This is a genomic window from Actinocrinis sp. (assembly GCF_035653575.1).
Taxonomy (GTDB): domain Bacteria; phylum Actinomycetota; class Actinomycetes; order Streptomycetales; family Catenulisporaceae; genus Actinocrinis.
In genome coordinates, this window is record NZ_DASRBQ010000115.1 from 19,928 (window position 1) to 38,481 (window position 18,554).

14 protein-coding genes are annotated in these 18,554 nt (G+C 71.3%); 7 read left to right on the forward strand and 7 right to left on the reverse strand.

Annotation, left to right across the window (positions count from 1 at the left end):
• Window positions 1–65: 65 nt before the first annotated feature.
• On the reverse strand, window positions 66–2,498 hold the full coding sequence (locus VFA06_RS16200; RefSeq protein ID WP_324841409.1) for an FtsX-like permease family protein: 2,433 nt from the start codon (window positions 2,496–2,498) through the stop codon (window positions 66–68).
• On the reverse strand, window positions 2,495–3,244 hold the full coding sequence (locus tag VFA06_RS16205; protein WP_324841410.1) for an ABC transporter ATP-binding protein: 750 nt from the start codon (window positions 3,242–3,244) through the stop codon (window positions 2,495–2,497). The genes VFA06_RS16200 and VFA06_RS16205 overlap by 4 nt, the downstream gene beginning before the upstream one ends.
• A 215-nt stretch (window positions 3,245–3,459) precedes the next feature.
• Between VFA06_RS16205 and VFA06_RS16210 the strand changes: the two genes are divergently transcribed.
• From VFA06_RS16210 to VFA06_RS16220, 3 genes are all read left to right on the forward strand, one after another.
• Window positions 3,460–4,797 (forward strand): sensor histidine kinase, encoded by a 1,338-nt coding sequence (locus VFA06_RS16210; protein WP_324841411.1) that lies wholly within the window; start codon window positions 3,460–3,462, stop codon window positions 4,795–4,797.
• Window positions 4,794–5,519: a response regulator transcription factor gene (locus VFA06_RS16215; RefSeq protein ID WP_324841412.1), complete on the forward strand. Its 726-nt coding sequence runs from the start codon at window positions 4,794–4,796 to the stop codon at window positions 5,517–5,519. The genes VFA06_RS16210 and VFA06_RS16215 overlap by 4 nt, the downstream gene beginning before the upstream one ends.
• A gap of 74 nt (window positions 5,520–5,593) precedes the next feature.
• Window positions 5,594–6,481: a DUF72 domain-containing protein gene (locus tag VFA06_RS16220; RefSeq protein WP_324841413.1), complete on the forward strand. Its 888-nt coding sequence runs from the start codon at window positions 5,594–5,596 to the stop codon at window positions 6,479–6,481.
• 4 nt (window positions 6,482–6,485) lie between these two features.
• On the opposite strand, the gene VFA06_RS16225 is transcribed toward VFA06_RS16220, so the two are convergent.
• Window positions 6,486–8,636 (reverse strand): cellulose binding domain-containing protein, encoded by a 2,151-nt coding sequence (locus VFA06_RS16225; protein ID WP_324841414.1) that lies wholly within the window; start codon window positions 8,634–8,636, stop codon window positions 6,486–6,488.
• A gap of 113 nt (window positions 8,637–8,749) precedes the next feature.
• Window positions 8,750–10,114, reverse strand: a complete 1,365-nt coding sequence (locus tag VFA06_RS16230) for an MFS transporter (protein WP_324841415.1) — start codon at window positions 10,112–10,114, stop codon at window positions 8,750–8,752.
• A 90-nt stretch (window positions 10,115–10,204) separates the two neighbouring features.
• Between VFA06_RS16230 and VFA06_RS16235 the strand changes: the two genes are divergently transcribed.
• The gene (locus VFA06_RS16235) at window positions 10,205–10,780 is read left to right on the forward strand and encodes a TetR/AcrR family transcriptional regulator (RefSeq protein WP_324841416.1); all 576 of its coding nucleotides are present in this window, start codon (window positions 10,205–10,207) and stop codon (window positions 10,778–10,780) included.
• 122 nt (window positions 10,781–10,902) lie between these two features.
• Here the strand turns inward: VFA06_RS16235 and VFA06_RS16240 are convergent, their stop codons facing one another.
• Window positions 10,903–11,718, reverse strand: coding sequence for an SAM-dependent methyltransferase (locus VFA06_RS16240; RefSeq protein WP_324841417.1), 816 nt, complete (start codon window positions 11,716–11,718; stop codon window positions 10,903–10,905).
• A 636-nt stretch (window positions 11,719–12,354) separates the two neighbouring features.
• Here VFA06_RS16240 and VFA06_RS16245 point away from each other — a divergent pair.
• Window positions 12,355–13,101: a PhzF family phenazine biosynthesis protein gene (locus VFA06_RS16245; RefSeq protein ID WP_324841418.1), complete on the forward strand. Its 747-nt coding sequence runs from the start codon at window positions 12,355–12,357 to the stop codon at window positions 13,099–13,101.
• Between the two features lie 76 nt (window positions 13,102–13,177).
• Here VFA06_RS16245 and VFA06_RS16250 read toward each other — a convergent pair whose 3' ends face one another.
• Both VFA06_RS16250 and VFA06_RS16255 read right to left on the reverse strand, forming a co-directional pair.
• Entirely contained in the window at window positions 13,178–14,779 is a 1,602-nt protein-coding gene (locus tag VFA06_RS16250; protein WP_324841419.1) for a hypothetical protein, read from the reverse strand.
• 73 nt (window positions 14,780–14,852) lie between these two features.
• The gene (locus tag VFA06_RS16255; protein WP_324841420.1) at window positions 14,853–17,240 is read right to left on the reverse strand and encodes a Tex family protein; all 2,388 of its coding nucleotides are present in this window, start codon (window positions 17,238–17,240) and stop codon (window positions 14,853–14,855) included.
• A 166-nt stretch (window positions 17,241–17,406) separates the two neighbouring features.
• Here VFA06_RS16255 and VFA06_RS16260 point away from each other — a divergent pair, with 166 nt between their 5' ends.
• A complete protein-coding gene (locus VFA06_RS16260) occupies window positions 17,407–17,949 on the forward strand; it encodes a GNAT family N-acetyltransferase (RefSeq protein WP_324841421.1) in 543 nt (180 codons plus the stop codon).
• A 125-nt stretch (window positions 17,950–18,074) separates the two neighbouring features.
• Window positions 18,075–18,554: tetratricopeptide repeat protein (locus VFA06_RS16265; RefSeq protein ID WP_324841422.1), on the forward strand; the 480-nt coding region annotated here is incomplete at its 3' end.

Genomic DNA, 18,554 nt, shown 5'->3' on the forward strand with positions numbered 1-18,554 from the left:
TCAATACTGCGGCGGCGCGCGGGCGGCTCCCCCTCGCAAAGTCGCCCGCGCGCCGCACTGACCGCTTACTCCGTGCGCAGGGCGGCCGCGGTACGGGTCTTGGCCGCCCAGCCGGCCGGGAGCAGCGCGCCCGCGATGGCGATGACCAGGCCGCCGAGGCCGAGCAGGACCGTCTCGCCGCGGCTGTACACGCTGATGTACTGCTGCGGGAGGTTGGTTCCGGCGGTGTGCGCCATGATCGGCACCACGTAGCCGTGCAGCGCGATGCCGACGGGCACGCCGACGAATCCGGCGACCAGACCGACCAGCGCGGTGGAGCTGAGCACCATCGCAATGGTCTGCCTCGGGCTCATGCCGACCGCCTTGTAGACGCCCAGGTCGTGTACCCGCTCGCGGGTCTCCAGGACGGCCGCGTTGAGGACGGCGAGCCCGGCGACGGTGGCGAGCATCGCCGTCAGGATGGCGATCATGCTTTCGAAGATCGGCAGCGTCGAGCCCTCGCTGTCGACCGCGGTATCCTGCGCGTCGGCGTAGAGCGGGTGCAGTTTCGAGTTGAGGGCTCTGATATATGACTGGTGGTTGACGCCGGTGGACAGGTGGATCTCGAAGCCGCCGACGCGGTCGACGTGGTCGATCGCAGAGAGCGTGCGCGCGTCGGTGATCACCTCGCCGTTCTGGCCGCGCAGGTCGAACACCTCGCCGACGATGCGCACCGGGATCCGAGTCCCGTTGTCGGTCAACGTGATCGTCGAGCCGATCGAGGTGCCGGTGCTCTGCAGGAACCGGGTCGGCACGACCGCCTGGCCGGGACCGGTGAACCAAGAGCCTGAGATAAGCGGCACGCTGTACGCGGCGGCGCTGCCCTGCAATACCGTCACCAGGGTCGAGCCGGAGATCCCGGAGACGGCCAGCTGCGTACCGCCGGTGCCGAAGTAGGAACCGGTGCCCGGCTGCGCGGCGATCGCGGCCGCCACGGCCACCGGGTCTGCCGCCGGCTGATCGGCGCCCTTCGGACCGGCGTGCACGGCTTCTCCGCCCGCCGTCGCGCCGAGGTCGACCGAGACGTCGGCGGTCCCGTCGCGGTTGAGGCCGGTCTGCACCATCCGGAATGAGGTCACCAGGCCGGCGGCGAAGGTCAGCGCGATCGCCCCGAACACCACCGCGCCGGCGACCGCGAGCGTACGGGCGGGCCGGGCGAACGGGCTGCCGAGCCCGAGCGAGACGGCGCGCGGCAGCGGGGCGCGGCCGAGCAGCCGGCGCGCGACTCGCCCGCGCCCGGCCTTCGGGCTGCGGCCGACCGCGATCGCCTCGACGGCGCGCAGCCGCCCGGCACGCAACGCCGGGGCGAACGCCGTGACCGCGACGAGGACGATCGCGACACAGGGCGCTGCGATGTCGATCCAGGTCGCCACCGAGAGCGACACCGTTCCGTAGGCCCGCTCGGCCTTGGCCAGCAGCGGCGCGGCGAGCACGTTGCCCAACAAGACGCCGAGTCCGATCCCGACCACGGAGGGGATCAGCGCCTGCGCGATGTAAGCGCGCACGACCTGCGACGGCGTGAATCCGAGAGCTTTGAGGATGCCGATGCGCCGCAAGGACGCGCCAACCGCGCCACTGACCACGTTGACGATGATGATCACTGACATGACCAGGCCGAGCACGCCGAACGCGACGATGAAGGGCACGAAGGGCGCAGTGCCCTGCTCCGCATTGAGCTTTGCGGACAGCCAGGAGAGCGATCCGGTGACCGCACCGCGCGGAAGCGCGGCCGCGACGGCGTTTCGGTCCGCGGTGACCTGCGCATCGGTAGCGGCATTGGCGAAGCGGTACAGCATCTGCAATCCAGGCACGGTGCCGGGCTGGGTCAACGCAGGGATCTGGCTCGGTTCGACCCACGCGTCGGCGGTACCGGTGATCGACTGTGCGATGCCGACGACCGTCAGGACCGGCTTGCCGGGCAGGTCCGGGAAGGTCATCGTCATGCCGACGCTGCCGCGCGCGCCGAAGACGCTGGTCGAGACCACGATCTCGCCCGGTCTGGCGATCCACCGCCCGTCGGTGAGCACCAGGTCGTCAACCGGTCCTCCGGGGTTGGCTCGGCCGACGATGTTCATTGGCGGCAGCCCGATGCCCGGGAAGTCACCTCCGCTGTCGGTGCCGTGCTCGGCGATGATCTGTGGATAGGGACCGGAGGCCGCGGTGACGCCCACGCCTTCAACGCCCTGAGCGTGCGCCGAAGCGGCCAGTTGCGCGCTCGTCGCCTTAGAACCGTCGGCCAAGACGGCCAGATGCGCGCCGTTCTGGGCGTTGAAGGCGTGGTCGAACGGCGCACGCGACGCCATGAGCAGCGCGCCGGCCAGCACCGTGGCCGTGACGGCGATCATCGTGGAGAGCGCGATGACGAGAGTCTGTATTCTGCGACGGCCGACTCCAGCGCGCACCACGCGCCCCAGTGCGCCGCCCCGGCCCCGGCCGAGTCGGTTGCCGTGGGAACTCACCGGGCCGCCCCCTCCGTGGGGAAGGGGGCGACGCCGGCTGCGGTGCCGGACGCGCCCGCGTCCGCGTATGCGGTATCGCTGGCGATCCGGCCGTCGACCAGGCGCACGGTACGCGTCGCGCAGGACTGCGCGAGGGTGAGGTCGTGCGTGACCAGCAGCACGGTCTGCCCGTCCGCGTTGAGCTCGGAAAGCAGCGTCCGTACGTCCTCTCCGGACGCGGTGTCCAGCGCGCCGGTCGGTTCGTCGGCGAGCAGGAGCGCCGGGCGGTTGATCAGGGCTCTGGCGACAGCCACCCGCTGGCGCTCGCCGCCGGACAGCCGGCCGGGGTAGGCGCTGGCGTGCTGGGCGATCCCGAGGGTCTCCAGCAACTCGGCGGCCCGTGCACGGGCCAGCGCGCGCGGCGTCCCGGCGAGCTGAGCGGGCAACAGCACGTTGTCGCCAACGGTCAGGTCGTCGAGCAGATTGAAGAACTGGAAGACCATGCCGATACGGGTCCTGCGATACTTCGCGGACGCGCTCTCGCTCAGCTCGTCGACGCGGGTTCCGGCCACCGTCACCGTGCCCGCGGTGGGCCGGTCAAGGCCCGCGACCAGGTTGAGCACGGTCGACTTGCCGCTGCCGGAGGGACCGAGGATCGCCACCGCCTCCCCCGCGCGGACGGTGATCGAGATGTCGTCCACGGCAGGCGGGCCGCCGTCGTACTTCTTGGTCACCTGGTGCAGTTCGATCAACGGCGCGTCGACCATCGCCGGGCTCCTTCGTCTCGGACAGGGTGCTGATGCTGCTGACAGCCGACGAAGGTAGGCCTGCGTGCCCGGCCGCACGTCGCTCAGCGGGGCGAAATCTCGTACCGTGTTCGGCGCATACCGGCGGGCGTCATCCTGCGGATGTATCCGGGAGATGTACTGGGTCATGCGCCTGGAGGGATGTGCGGCGGCGGGCTCGGCGCGAGAATGGCCCGGTGACCACGGCCGATTTCACGCGGATCGCGGGCGGGCTGCGGCGGCGGGCGGCCGCGGCGTTCGCGCCCTCACGCGAACTGCCCACACCGAGCAGGCGCGCGTGGATCTTCGACCTCGCGCTGGCGTTCGTGCTCACGGCGATCGCGCTCATCTCCGTGAGCCGGGAGGACCACGGCCTCATCGCGACCCCCGGGTTCGGGCCGGACGGGACTGTCTACCCTCTCGTGCGGCCGGCGGGCACTTCGCCGGCCGAGCTGCTGCTCGCCGCGGTGGCCTCGGCGCCGTTGGCGGCGCGCCGCAGGTATCCGATGAGCGTGTTCTGGATCATGTTCTTCGCGATCATCAACACCGACCGGACGCCGACCGTCCTGTTCGTGACCATCGTGATCGCGGCGTACAGCTCGGTGGCCTACAGCCCGTACCGGGTGCCGGCGATCGGCGGGCTGATGCTGGCGGCGGTGATCGTCGCCGCCAGGTCCGGCAACGCGATCCCGCAGATCCCGAACTCGCTGAGCCCGTTCGTGATCCTGGTGCCGGTGGCCTACGCCGGCAACACGATCCGGCGCTGGCGGCAACAGACCGCGGCCAACCTGGCCCGGATCCGCGCGCTCGAACTGGGCCAGGAGGAGGCGACCCGCGAGGCGGTCGAGCTGGAGCGGGCGCGGATCGCGCGGGAGCTGCACGACGTGGTCACGCACAACGTGAGCGTGATGGTGGTGCAGGCGGGCGCGGCGCGGAAGGTGATGGGCTCCTCCCCCGAACAGGCTACGCAGGCGCTGCTCGCGGTCGAGGCGAGCGGGCGTACCGCGATGGCCGAGCTGCGGCAGGTGATGGGGCTGCTCACCACCGCAGCCGAGGAGCCGCAGGACGCCGCGCCGGGAGCGCCGCCGAGCAGCGCCGGTGCGGGTGCCGCCTTCGGCGTCGGCGGGGACGAGCGCTTCGCTCCGCAGCCGGACCTCGACCAGCTTGAATCGCTGGTGGATCGGGTGCGCGCGATCGGCGTACCGGTCACGCTGACCTTCACCGGCCCGGTGCGGCCGCTGCCGCCGGGCGTGGGCCTGGCCGCGTACCGGGTCGTGCAGGAGGCCCTGACCAACACGGTCAAGCACGCGGTCGGTGCGTCCGCCGCGGTCACCGTGGCATACGGCGAGCAGGATCTCCGGTTGGAGATCGCGGACACCGGCGGGATTCCCAGCGAGGCGGCGGCGACGGGGAACCGGCGCGGCCTGCTCGGTCTGCGCGAGCGGCTGGCCGTCTACGGCGGCAGGCTGGAGACCGCGCGCCGGCCGACCGGCGGCTTCCGGGTCACAGCCGTCATCCCGCTGGAGGCACAGTGAGCGTTCAGGCACCGCTGCGCGTGCTGGTCGCCGACGACCAGGCGCTGGTGCGCACCGGGTTCCGGATGATCCTCGCGGCCGACGGCATCGAAGTGGTCGGCGAGGCGGCGAACGGACTCGAAGCGGTCGCGGCGACACGCAGTACACGGCCGGATGTGGTGCTCATGGACATCCGCATGCCCGAGGTCGACGGCCTGGAGGCGACTCGGCGGATCCTCGGCGATTCGAGCACTGACGGGCAGGGGCCCGGGCGGGCCGACGAAGCGCCGGACCGCCCGCGCATCATCATCCTGACGACCTTCGACCTCGACCGGTACGTGTACGAGGCGTTGGCCGCCGGCGCGAGCGGCTTCCTGCTCAAGGACGTCACGCCGGAACACCTGGTCGGCGCGGTGCGGCTGGTACGCTCCGGCGACGCCCTGCTCGCACCGACCATTACGCGGCGTCTGGTCGAGCGCTTCGCGCGACAGGACGAGCAGAAGCAAGGGCGCAAGACATACCGCGACCTCTCCGCGCTCACGCAGCGGGAGGCGGAGGTCCTGCAGCAACTCGGCAGGGGTCTGAGCAACGCGGAGCTGGCCACGCAGTTTCACTTGAGCGAGGCGACAGTCAAGACGCACGTGGCCCGCATCCTCGCCAAGCTCCAGCTGCGCGACCGGGCCCAAGCGGTCGTCGTCGCATACGAGAGCGGCCTGGTGCGACCTTGCTTCGACGAGACCTAGCGAACGCATCAGATGCCAGCGAAAGGGTAGAGCACCGGGCTGAGCGGCCGTGAGATCGAGGAGGTAAGGGGTCTGTGTCGGATCCGGGGCGTCCGTCGATCCTGGTCGGGACCGCGGGCTGGGCTGACAGCGACCTGATCGCATCCGGCTGGTATCCGCCGGGCGTGCGCAGCCCGGCCGACCGGCTGCGTCACTACGCGAGCCTGTTCCCGCTCGTGGAGGTCGACTCGCCGTACTACGCGATCCCGGACGTCTCGGTGGTGCGCGGCTGGGCAGAGAACACGCCGAACGGATTCGTCATGGACGTCAAGGCGTACTCGCTGCTCACCGGCCAGCGCACGCCGATCACGTCGCTTCCGCCGGATCTGCGGGAACTGACCAGCCACGCCTGGATCTCGCTGACCAACGCGCCGAAGGAGGTGGTCGACGAGTCCTGGCACCGGTTTCAGCAGGCCGTCGAGCCGCTGCGCGCGGCCGGCCGGCTCGGGCTGATCCTGCTTCAGTTCCCGGCGACCTGCCGACCCGGGGCGAGCGGGGAGCAGCTGATCTCGGACGCACTGACCCGGTGCGCGCCGCTGAAAGCGGCTGTCGAGTTCCGCAACGGCGCGTGGCTGGACGCGCGCCATCAGGATCGAGCCCTCGGCTTGCTGCGCGAGCACGGCGCCGCGCATGTGTGTGTCGACATGCCGCAGTCGCACACCGACGCGATGCCACTGCTGCTCGCCGCGACCGCGGACACGGCGGTAGTCCGGCTGCATGGTCGAAGCGAGCAGTGGGTGGGCGGGGACAAGCGTGAGCGCTACCGCTACGAGTACTCGGCGGACGAGCTCGACGCCTGGGCCGCGTGCGCCAAGCAGCTGTCGAAGAATGCTGAATCGGTGCACGTGGTGTTCAACAACTGCTGCGGCGGCGCGGCCCAGCGCGCCGCCGCAGGTCTGCTCGAGCGGGTCGAAGCCGCCTAGCCGCTCAGTGCGCCGTACAGTTCAGGTTGGGCAGCGTCGTGGGCGCGGTGCCGGAGCCGAGTAATCCGAACGTGGTCGAGCCGCCGGGCGACAGCGCGCCGTTGTAGCTCAGGTTCGAGGCGGTGACCGCGGCGCCGGACTGCGTCTCGGTCGCGTTCCAGATCTGCGTGATGGTCTGCGACCCGGGCCAGGAATATCCGACGTTCCAGCCGCTGATCGCCTTGCCGCCGGCGGTCACCGTGAACCCGAGCTGGAATCCGCCGCTCCACGAGCTGCTCACCGACCAGGTCGCGGTGCAGCCGCCGGACGAACCCGAGGAGCTGGCCGAGGGCGAGGAGGACGGGGACGAGCTCGGCGAGGCGGAAGGAGACGAGGAGGCGCTTACCGAGGCGCTGGCGGAGGCGCTCGGCGAGGCCGAACGCGACGGGCTCGCGGACGGCGAGCCGGAGGGCGAGGAGCCGCTGCCGTTGCTGAGCACGACCACTGATTCGGCCGGGATGGTCAGCGATCCGCCCGAGAACGTGCTCTGCGCGATCGTCGGGTTCGCCGCGCTGTAGACGTATTCGGTCTCCGAGGTGCTGGTGATCCCGAGGCTGGCGGTGCTGACCGTGTAAGCGTTCGACGGGTCGGCGTTGGCGAGCAGCACGGAGTACGAGCCGCCCGGCGCGCTGGAGGAGTACCCGTAGATGTTCGGCGTCGCGACGCTCAGGGTGCTGACCTTCGCGCCGCTGACCGCGAGCTTCGAGGCCAGCTGGTAGCCGTAGTACGGCGCGTATGGGGTGTCCATGGCCGGTTCGCCGCCGGTGGCAGAGGAGAACATGCCGAAGTCGGCGGTCGGGGTGCCGTAGTTGTGCACGTCCCACCAGTCCACGCTCTGCGCCCCGAAGGACAGCCACTCGAGCGCGTTGGCGGCGGCGAACAGGGCGCCGACCGGCTCCTCGTTCCACTCGTTCGCGGTCTGCGACATGTTGGTCTCGCCGACCACGAAGTACGCCTTCGGGTCGTAGGCGGACAGGGTGGACTTCACCTCGGCGGCCGCGGCCGGGATGTTGTCGACCAGCTCCATGATCGACTGCACGCTCTCGGTCGGCACCCCGTTGATCGGGTACCAGTGCACGTCCGCGCAGTCGATGTCGGCGGCGTCGGCCTGCAAGATGGTGCTGTTCCAGGTCTGCCAGTTGTCCACGCCGGAGCCGGGCGCCAGGCCGCCGTCCATGCCGTAGTCGTAGCAGACCTGCGCCTTCGGGTCGGCGGACTTGATCGCCTGCATGTACGCCAGGCCGTTGCTGGCGTAGGAGGCGGCGGTGTGCGCGCCGGCGTGGTTGTCGGTTTCCCAGGACCCGTAGTTCTCGTTGCCGATCTCCCACAGCGAGACGCCTTCGCCCGCGGTGGTCGCGGCCTGCTTGGCCCACGCGCCGGCGCTGGCCGCGGTGTCGGAGCCGTAGTTGACGGTCACGAACTTCTGGCCGCCGCTGATCGAGTCGACCTGGCTGGAGTACTGGGCGAAGTTCACCGGCTGGGTCTGTCCCTTGGCGGTGTTGGCCTGCCACATGTACTCATCGGCCCACGAGCCGCCGGGGTAGCGGATCAGGCCGGTGTGCGCGGCATTGAGATCGGTGGAGATCGCCGAGTCGACGAAGTTGGTGTCCCAGGACGCGGTGTTGACGCCCAGGGGCGTGAGAGGGCCGGAGAGCACGGCGCTCGACGAACCCTGACTCGGCCCGGAGCAGGTCACCGTCGGCACCGGGTTGGAGGTGCCGTTGTAGGTGCCGTGGAAGCCCCAGGTGGTGCTCGCGCCGGGCGCCAGGGTGGCGTTGTAGCTGCCCGCGGGTGTAGCGGTGACCGTGGTGCCGTTCTGCACGACGGTGGCGCTGTACGGACTGCCGGCGATGATCGCCTGGCCGGCGGTGAAGTTCCAGGAGACGTTCCACGTGCTGATCGCGTACGCCGCGTTGTTCGTCACGGTGACCGTGACGCCGAAGTCCGGCGGGCTGTCGGACGGAGTCTGCCAGCCGATCGTGTAGACCGCGCTGCACGCGGCCCCGGTGTCCGCCGGGGCGCTGGAGGCGCCCACGGTGACCGCGGCGAGCGTGGCGCCCGCCGTCACGGCGAGCGCCACGGCGCTGCTGCCCCAGCGCCTGGATCTGATGCTCATGCGGGCCCCCTCGAAGACATTGACCGGTTAAGCGCGGTTGGATGCTACGACCTGCCGCGCATAAGTCAAGGGGCTGCGAAACTTTCATGTGCGCCGGGGGCCGGCGGGCGGACTCAGATCTTGCTGCGGCTCGGGCGGGCCACCGCGGCGAGCGCGATCGCGGCCAGCAGCATGATCGCCGCGCCGTATTCGCGGGCGGCCGGAAGCAGGCCGCCGTGCACGACGAGGAATCCGCCGACGACCGCGGGCAGGCCCATCGCGAGGTATGAGGCCACGTACACGGTGGACAGCAGGCCCGAGCGCTCGTGCGGCGCGGCGAGCGGGACGACGGTGCGGATCGCGCCCTGGAAGCCGGCGCCGAAGCCCGCGCCCGCGATGACAGCGCCGATGAAGAAGGCGAGGCTGGAGCGGGCCTCCATGCCCAGCAGCGTGACGCCGACGCCGGCGAACAGCCACACCGTGCCCAGCAGCATCACCGTGCGCGCGGCCGTGCCGCGCAGCAGCAGGACGGCCAGGGCGCCGCTGGCGGCAAGCACGAACAGGGACAGTCCGCCGAGCACTGGCGAACGCGAGCCGGTGACCAGGCCGACGACCGCCGGGCCGACCGAGCCGTAGAACCCGGCGAGCGCCCACAGCGCGATCAGCACCGGCAGCGCCTTGAGCAGCGGGCCGCGCGCCGCCCGGGGGACGCCCAACTGGGGGCGCAGCGAGCCGAGCGCTCCGGATTCGCGCGCCGAGGTCTCGCGCATCAGCGCCACGCCGACCGCCTGGACGGCGAAGGTCGCGAACAGCACGAGGTAGACGAGGTGCTCCGGGGCGGGCAGGTATTGGACCAGCACGCCGGAGATCAGCGATCCGGCGGCGGTGCCGGACAGCGGGGCGACGGCGTTGGTGATCGTGCCCTTCGCGCGGTCTAGATCCAGCAGTCCGGCGCCGACCGCGCCCAGAGCGCCGCCGGTGGCGATTCCCTGCACGATCCGCGCCGCCATCAGGGCGCTGACGCTGTCCGCGGTGGTGAACACCAGCATGGACACCGCCTGCAGGCCGATCGCGGTGATCAGGACCGGGCGGCGGCCGACGTGATCGGAGAGCGAGCCGACGACGAGCAGCGCGCCGAGCACGGCGAGCGCGTAGATGCCGAAGACGACGGTGGTGGTGATCGGCGAGAAGTGCCAGGCCGCCTGGTAGCGGGCGTAGAGCGGGGTCGGGGCGCTGGAGGCGGCGAGGAAGGAGATGACGATCGAGGCCTGCAGGTAGAACGCGACCCGATCCGGAAGCAGCGGTCTGCGCCGGCCCGGGACCGCGTGGCGCGGCGCGACGTTGGCCGGCGCGGTACGGGCGGAAGTGATGTTGGCGGGCGAGGCGTGGGTGGGCGCGCTGTGAGTGGGCGCTGCGTGGGTGGGCGAGTTGATCGCGCGATCGGGCGCGGTAGGCGGCGGGGTGACGGTTGAAGCGTGGCCGGCGGTCACGGCGGGCATTGAGAAGCTCCTAGGCTCGACCTGCATCGTCAGTCAGACCGGTCTGTCTGGTTCTCGAGACTAGACAGACCGGTCTGGTATAGTCAAGCCATGGCCGTGAGAAGTGCCGAACAGCTCTCCGCCCGCGAGCGGCTGCTGGCCGCCGCCAACGAGCTGTTCTACGAAGAGGGTGTGAACACGGTCGGCATCGACCGGGTGATCGAGCGCGCCGGGGTCGCCAAGGCGACGCTGTACAGCGCCTTCGGCAGCAAGGACGAGCTAATCCGCGCCTACTTGGAGCAGCGCTACCAGGCGCGGCGGGAGCGCACGATGCGCGCGGTGGAGAAGTTCGAGACGCCGCGCGAGCGCCTCATGGCGGTTTTCGACACGCTGTCCGAGTCGCTGTCCCAGCCGAACTATCACGGCTGCGCGTTCGTCAACGCTAGCGCCGAGGCCCGGCCCGGCAGCCCGATCGAGCGCGCCGTGGACGGTTACCGCGGTTGGCTGCGCGGGCTGCTCACGCAGCTGGCCCGGGAGGCCGGCGCGGCCGATCCGGAGCGGCTCGCCTGGCAGCTGCACCTGCTCTACGACGGGGCGAGCGTGTCGGCGCGCATGGACCACGACCCCGGCGCGGCCTTTCCCGCGCGACTGGCGGCTGAGGCGCTAATCAGCGCGGCGCTGGACTGACGCCGGGGCGGCTGTGCAGGCGGGGCGGCCTTCCGGCCGTGTCCCGGCTCACGGAACGGGGAGCACGGCGCCGCAGTGCGGCCAGGCATTCGCGGCGCGAGACCGCCTCGCCAGGCCCCGGCTCACGGAACGCGGGCGACCGCACCGTAGTGCGGCAGCCGCAGCTTCACCGGCGCGTCCCCGGTGTCCGGATGCCAGTGCGTCACCACGACCACGCCCGGCTCCACCAGCTCCAGCCCGTCGAACCAAGACGCGATGCGCTCGCGGGTGCGCGAGGTGATCGGGCTGGTGGACGCGCGGTACAGCTTGTAAATCCCGTCCGTCTCGGTGTCGTCGAAGTCGTCGACGCTGCCGTGCGAGATCATCAGGAAGCTGCCGGGGGCGAGCGCGGCCAGGTAGCGGGCGACCAGCCGGTCCGGGTCGTCGGACTCGGGGATGTGCGGCAGCACCGAGGCCATGATGAGGCCGAGCGGGCGGGTGAGGTCCAGCAGCCGCTCGACCTGCGGGGCGTTGAGAATCGCGTCGACGTGCCGGATATCGGCATGGAGAATCGCGGCCCCGGAATTGCCGGCCAGCAGCGTTTCGCTGGCGTGCACGGCCACCGGCTCGGAGTCTACGTACACGACGCGCGCGTCCGGGTTCACAGCCTGCGCTATCTCATGCACGTTGCCGACCGTCGGCACTCCCGAGCCCAGATCGAGGAACTGATCGATACCCTGCCCGATCATGTAGCGCACGACGCGGCGCAAGAAATCGCGGTTGGCGCGCGCCGCGGCCTTTACTCCGGGGAATGCGATCTCCGCCGCTTCCGCGGCCTCCCGGTCGGCCTCGAAGTTGTGGAAGCCGCCGAGATAGTAGTCGTACATTCGCGCCGGATTGGGGCGATGCGGGTCAAGCTCATGCGCGTGCAGCGTCATCGCCTCCACAACAAGGACCATATGCAGCACCACAGTACTCGCTATACGCACCATGACGCATGGCATGCATCTTGATCCCTTTGCGGGCCTGACCTGCGGCGTGATATCTCACCCTGCGATATCACCCGGTGACTTTGCGCGATGCGGAAGCGGTGTGCGGCGCACTATGGGAGAGGGCTGGGAAGAAGCCCGGGGAAATGGCGCGTGAAAAGCAGTCGAAATCGAGATGACGCGGCGTTGGGCCGGTGAGGTTCGGCTGGCGATCCTTTTTCTCGGCCGCGGCTCGGGAATCCTATCCGGGCGGGAACGCAGACGGCCCGCAGGCTACTTCCCGCCGAAGCGTCTCAGAATCCGCACACCGAAGGCGGCGGTTCCGGGGGCTGCGGCCGGGCACCGGGGACGATGCCGGTGAGCCTGCGGGCCGGGTGACTGCTGGAATTCGCCCGCCGCCGAGCCTGTCGGTGAAGGCCGGCACGAGGCCTGGCCTCCTGGCGGGCAGGGCGGCTAGCGGACAGCCACCTCACGCGTCCTGGCAATACTCATACTGCAGGATCACCTCCTTTCGGTGTGCGGCCACGGTATGCCGGGCCCTTCGCCCGCGCAATTGAATTAATCTTGCTGCAGGCCACAGGCGGCGAAGCTCGGAAGGGGACGGCGATGACCACCACGCTCGAGGTGCAGGTGCTGCGGGTGTTCACGGACGCCGGCTCCGGGCACGGCAACGAGCTCGGTGTCGTGTACGAGGCCGCCCGACTGCCGGGCGAACTGGGCATCAGGCTGGCCGCATACCTCGGGTTCAGCGAGACCGTGTTCATCGACGACGAGCCGCGCGCCGGTTTCCGCATCTTCACGCCGGCCGCGGAGCTGAAGCTGGCGGGGCATCCGACGGTCGGGACCGCGTGGGTGCTCGGCGAGCGGGCCGGCGGCAAGGTGCCCGCCGTGGTGCGGCCTCGGCTCGCCGCCGAGGTCGCGGCTTGGCGGGAGGACGTTCGCAGCAGTGGCGCAGGCGACAGCCATCGGAACGACGGCAACGACAGCATCGTGTGGATTCGCGGCGCGGTCGCGGACGCCCCACCGTGGCAGTTCGTGCAGCTCGACGAGCCGGCGCAGGTCGACGCGCTGAGCCCGGACGCGCCCGAGCAGCGCGAGCGTCACCAGTTCTGGGCCTGGATCGACGAGCCGGCGGGGCTGATCCGCGCCCGGACCTTCTGCGCGGCCATGGGGGTCGCGGAGGACGAGGCGACCGGTTCAGCCGCGATCCGCTTGGCGGACAAGCTGCAGCGGCCGATCACCGTGCATCAGGGCCGTGGTTCGGTGCTTTACGCGCGTCCGGCGGCCGAACCGGGCTGGGCGGAGGTCGGCGGGCGCGTCGTGTCCGACGGCTTCCGCAGCGTCACCTTGTAGTGCCGCCGGTCGGACCGCGGTGCCGTGCGGTCGAATCAGGGCACGCACGAGCCCGGGTTCGGCACGGCAGGCGCGGTCAGCAGCCGGGGGTGGTCTGCTGGGTCGAGGTGGTCTCGCCGGAGATCGCCTTGAGCGTGAACTGCTCGCCGCAGTACGCGTCGGCCGGGATCGACGCGCCGATCGAGTACGCGGTCTTGCCGCTCAGCGTCCAGGAGGCGGTGCGCTCGTCGGTCTTCGCGCCGTTCTTCTCGCCCCAGTAGTCCACGGTGACGGTCACCTGGCCGGTGCCGGTCGTGTTCACCGCCAGGATCATCGCGACCTGGTGCACCGCGGGGCTGCCGCCGAGTAGCGAGACCTGGATCGACTTGACCCCGGCCGCGTTCGGCGGCGGGGGCTGCATCGGCGGGGTGGTCACCGCGGTCACCGGGGAATGCGTGCTCTGCGGTGTCGCGGAGGCCGCGGGGTGCTGCTTGGCGGGCGTGGAGGCAGCCGGGTGCGCGGTGTGCGTGCTGCCGCTCTGCGCGGCCGCCGAGTTTCCGGCGGGGGCGGCGCCGATGTGCAGGCTGCTGATCGCCCACCAGCACAGCGCGGCAACGGCGCCGAGGATGCCGACGGCCTGCACGACCATGCCGGCATGCGGGCCGCGCCGGTCGGGGCGCACGATCGGGTCGTACTCGTCGTCTCCGTCCGAGCCGTTGCCCCCGGGCCCGGCCCAGATGACGGGGCGGGAGAAGGCCGGCGGGGGCAGCGGGCCCCGGTGCGGGGCGGTGCGCGGCCGCGGGGTGAAGCCGGGCTCTGATTCCGGCTCAGCCAGCGGAACCTCGGGCCCGGACCCGGCGGCGAGCGGGGGCTGCGCGGGCGGCGGGCCGCTGGGCGCGTAGTTGGCGGGCGCCGTGTAGATCGAGGGCGGCCCGAAGATCGGGACGGAGCTCGCCGACGGCGCGGTGTGCGGTATCTCCGGCGACTGTGGCCGGAACAGCTGCTCGAGCTCGGGTTCGAGCTGGTCCGGCAGCGGCGGCGGCTGGACCGGTTGGCCGTAAGCGGGAGCCGGGGCCTGCGGCTGGTGCGGCCAGGGTTCGAACTGCACCGGGACCTGCGGTCCGGCGTGCTCAGGCCCGGACTGCGCTGGCTCCTGCGGGTCCAAGGACTCGAACTCGTAGGCCGGCCTGCGGTGCCGCCCGGAGTTGGCCAGCGGGTCGAGGATCGCCGTCGCGGGCACCGAGCCGAAGGCCGTGGCCACGCGCGGCGCCGGATGCGGCGGTCCCTCGGTGATGGCGCTCGGCGGAGCGGCGGCCGGATTGGGGACGGCGGGAGCGAACTGGTCCAGGATGCGCGCGCCCGCCGAGGCTATCCGGGCCAGGTCGGCGGAGAGGTGCGCCTGGTGGTTGAGCGTCCAGTCCAGGTCCACGTCGTCGAGCACCGGGCGCCACCAGTCCAGCGCGAAGCCCGCCTGCGCGAGCAGCGCCTGCACCTGGCCGTCCCACGGCGTCTCCTGGTCGGGGTACTCCCCCGCCAGCTGCTCGACGCGGGCGGCCACCGCGGCGAGCTGGTCGAGGGCGACGCGCGCGTCAGCGTCCGTGCGGGGCAGCGCCCAGCGCAGACCGAGCAGGGCCTGAACGAGTTCGTCGCGCGGATCCGTCGGCCGGTCCGGACCCGGCGTCCTCCAATCGGCGGTCACCCCTGGTTCGTACCCACGCTTTCTGATACGCAGTGCTTCCGGGTGGTTACGATTTCGTGCTCTTGGTTGCTCATTAAACCAAACCGGCGCGCCGGAGCGCATCAGCCAGCGCGGTATCTGGCGCTCCTCCGCCACTGGCGCCGCCGCGGCCCCGGTCGCCGCGCTGCCGCTCGTCCCGGCCGCGACCGCCAGGGTTCTGATTACGGCGCTGGTCGCCGCGTCCCTCCTGGCCTTCCCGGCCGGATCCCGGGCCGCCGCGCGGCCGCTGCGGCTCGTCGTCGAGGCGCAGGGTCAGCGAGATGCGCTGCCGCGGCAGGTCCACGTCGAGCACCTTCACGCGCACCACGTCGCCGGGCTTGACCACCTCGCGCGGGTCCTTCACGAAGTTCTTCGACATCGCCGAGACGTGCACGAGCCCGTCCTGGTGCACGCCGACGTCGACGAACGCGCCGAACGCGGCGACGTTGGTGACCACGCCCTCGAGCAGCATCCCGGGCTGAAGGTCCGAGGGCTTCTCCACGCCCTCCTTGAACACCGCGGTCTGGAAGGCCGGGCGCGGGTCGCGGCCCGGCTTCTCCAACTCCTTGAGGATGTCGGTGACCGTCGGTAGACCGAAGGTCTCGTCGACGTACAGCTCCGGCTTGATCGCCCGCAACGCGGCGGTGTTGCCGATCAGGCTCTTGATCTCCTGCTTGGTGTCGGTCAGGATCCTGCGAACCACCGGGTAGGCCTCGGGGTGCACGCTGGAGGCGTCCAGCGGGTCGTCGCCGCCGGGGATGCGCAGGAAGCCGGCGCACTGCTCGAACGCCTTCGGCCCCAGACGGGAGACGGTCTTGAGCGCGGCGCGGGTGCGGAACGGGCCGTTGGAGTCGCGGTGCGCGACGATGTTCTCGGCCAGGCTTTCGCCGATGCCTGATACCCGCGCGAGCAGCGGCACCGAGGCGGTGTTCACGTCCACGCCGACCGCGTTGACGCAGTCCTCGACGACGGCGTCGAGCGAGCGGGAGAGCTTGAACTCGGACAGGTCGTGCTGGTACTGCCCGACCCCGATGGACTTCGGGTCGATCTTCACCAGCTCGGCCAGCGGGTCCTGCAACCGGCGGGCGATCGAGACCGCGCCGCGCAGCGAGACGTCCAGATCCGGCAGCTCGCGGGCCGCGTACGCGGAAGCGGAGTACACGGAGGCGCCGGCCTCGGAGACCAGCACCTTGGTCAGCTTCAGCTCGGGGTGACGCGCGATCAGGTCCGCGGCCAGCTTGTCGGTCTCCCGCGAGGCGGTGCCGTTGCCGATCGCGACCAGGTCCACCCGGTGTTGCGCGGCCAGCTTGGCGAGGGTGGCGATCGACTCGTCCCAGCGCTGTTGCGGCACATGCGGGTAAATCGCGGTGGTCGCGACGACCTTGCCCGTGGCGTCCACGACGGCGACCTTCACGCCGGTGCGGTAGCCGGGGTCCAGGCCCATCGTGGCCCGGGTTCCGGCCGGGGCGGCCAGCAGCAGATCGCGCAGGTTGGCCGCGAACACCCGCACCGCCTCGTCCTCGGCCGCCTGCCACAGCCGCATCCGCAGGTCGATGCCGAGGCGCACCAGGATCCGGGTGCGCCAGGCCCAGCGCACCGTTTCCAGCAGCCAGCGGTCGGCGGGGCGGCCCTGATCGGCGATCTCGAAGCGCGCGGCGATGCGGACCTCGTAGCCGGTGCGCACGGTCGTACCCGCGGCCGCGGCGGCGGGGTCGGCCTCCTCCGGTTCGAGGACGAGGTCGAGCACTTCCTCCTTCTCGCCGCGCAGCAACGCGAGCACGCGGTGCGAGGGCAGCGTGGTGAAGGGTTCGGCGAACTCGAAGTAGTCGGAGAACTTCGCGCCCGCGTCCTGCTTGCCCTCGCGCACCTTGGAGACCAGCCGGCCGCGCTCCCACATCCGCTCGCGCAGCTCGCCGATCAGGTCGGCGTCCTCGGCGAAGCGCTCGATCAGGATCGCGCGGGCGCCCTCCAGGGCCGCCGCCGCGTCAGCCACACCCTTGTCCGCGTCCACGTACTCGGCGGCGGCCGTCTGCGGGTCCTGCGACGGGTCGCCGAGCAGCAGGTCGGCCAGCGGCTCGAGCCCGGCCTCGCGGGCGATCTGGGCCTTGGTGCGGCGCTTGGGCTTGAACGGCAGGTAGATGTCCTCGAGCCGGGCCTTGGAGTCGGCGGCCAGGATCTGGGCGCGCAGCGCGTCGTCGAGCTTGCCCTGGCCCTCGATCGACTCCAGGATCGCGGTGCGCCGCTCCTCGAGCTCGCGCAGATACCGCAGCCGCTCCTCGAGGGTGCGCAGCTGGGTGTCGTCGAGCGCGCCGGTGACCTCCTTGCGATAGCGCGCGATGAAGGGGACGGTCGATCCGCCGTCCAGCAGCTCCACCGCCGCCGCGACCTGCCGCTCCCGTACCCCCAGCTCCTCCGCGATCCGCTGGTTGATCGGCACCGTCATCGTCTTTTCCGCCCTTGCCGCCGGTCGTCTGAACTTCGCGCTAAGCATTACGCATTGTGTCGGGCAACCGTATCGGAATCGAGCAGCGCGGACGGTTCGGCGTGCTCCGGCGCGCGGCGCGATATCCGTTGGCGATCCGCTCGCACCGTCGGGGATCATCGTCGTCATGAGCGCAGATGCCAAGAGCGCATACGAGGTCCGCCGGTTCCGCGCGGACGAGTGGCAGGGCTTCCGCGAGATCCGGCTCGAGGCGTTGAAGGACACTCCGATCGGCTTCGGCGAGCGGTACGAGGACGCGCTCGCGAAGCCCGACGAGGTCTGGCGGGAGCGGACGCGGCGGGCCGCGCAGGCGCCCGACAACGCCTTGTTCGCCGCCCTCGACCAGACCGGAAGGCCGGTCGGCACCGCGGGCGCTTTCACGAAGGCCGAATCCTCGCTCACCGAAGGCAAGGAACTGGTCATCTACGGCGTGTACGTGTCGCCCGAGCACCGCGGCCCGCGGCTCGGCGTCGCCTCGCTGCTCTTCGACGCGGTGATCAAGTGGGCGCGGGAGGACGGCGGCGCGGACGTCGTCACGCTGTCGGTGCACGAACGAAACGACCGGGCGCACGCCTTCTATCGCCGCTACGGATTCGCCGACACCGGAGAGACCGAGCCGTACATGCTTGACGAGACCGCGTCGCTGATCTGGATGCGCTACCACGGTTGAGCACTGCGTGACCGGCTGGTGCCCGTGAGAGCGACGATCCTGACAGTTCCCGTCTAGAGGTGGACTCCACCCCTACACTGGTGCCCCCGGCGTTGCGCCGGGCAAGCCACCGGGGAGGGGATGCAGTGGACGGTTCGCCGCTCATTGACAGCCTGCGTAAGGCGGTGGACGCCGCGCCGCAGGACGTGCCGCTGCGGCTGCACCTCGCCGGTCTGCTGCTGGGCGCGGGCTCCACGGCCGAGGCGATCAGCCATCTCGGACTCGTGCTGGCCGCCGACCCCACCTGCGCCGAAGCCTTGGAGCTGATGCAGCGCGCGGTCGGCGGCGGGATACGCGTCGACGCCCCGGGCACGTCGGCCCCGGCGGCGCAGGAGCCGGCCCGCGATTCCTCCCCTTACGAGGCGCCCGCCCAGTCAACGCCCGCCCAGGCAGCGCCCACTCAGGATGCGGCGGCCCGCGACGCGCTGCGCGCCGACGAGTCGCCCTTCGCCGAGCCCCCGGCTCCGCCGCAGCCGCACGCGCCCCACGACGCGACCGGCACCCCCTCCCCCGCCTCGGCCATACCCGCTCCTCCGCCGCAGCGCTCGAGCGAGCCGGACTTCGAC

Coding starts and splice junctions, on each gene's coding strand:
- VFA06_RS16205 (WP_324841410.1), bottom strand. CDS start 3,244: ATGGTCGACGCGCCGTTGATCGAACTGCACCAGGTGACCAAGAAGTAC.
- VFA06_RS16225 (WP_324841414.1), bottom strand. CDS start 8,636: ATGAGCATCAGATCCAGGCGCTGGGGCAGCAGCGCCGTGGCGCTCGCC.
- VFA06_RS16230 (WP_324841415.1), bottom strand. CDS start 10,114: ATGCCCGCCGTGACCGCCGGCCACGCTTCAACCGTCACCCCGCCGCCT.
- VFA06_RS16235 (WP_324841416.1), top strand. CDS start 10,205: ATGGCCGTGAGAAGTGCCGAACAGCTCTCCGCCCGCGAGCGGCTGCTG.
- VFA06_RS16240 (WP_324841417.1), bottom strand. CDS start 11,718: ATGGTCCTTGTTGTGGAGGCGATGACGCTGCACGCGCATGAGCTTGAC.
- VFA06_RS16245 (WP_324841418.1), top strand. CDS start 12,355: ATGACCACCACGCTCGAGGTGCAGGTGCTGCGGGTGTTCACGGACGCC.
- VFA06_RS16255 (WP_324841420.1), bottom strand. CDS start 17,240: ATGACGGTGCCGATCAACCAGCGGATCGCGGAGGAGCTGGGGGTACGG.
- VFA06_RS16260 (WP_324841421.1), top strand. CDS start 17,407: ATGAGCGCAGATGCCAAGAGCGCATACGAGGTCCGCCGGTTCCGCGCG.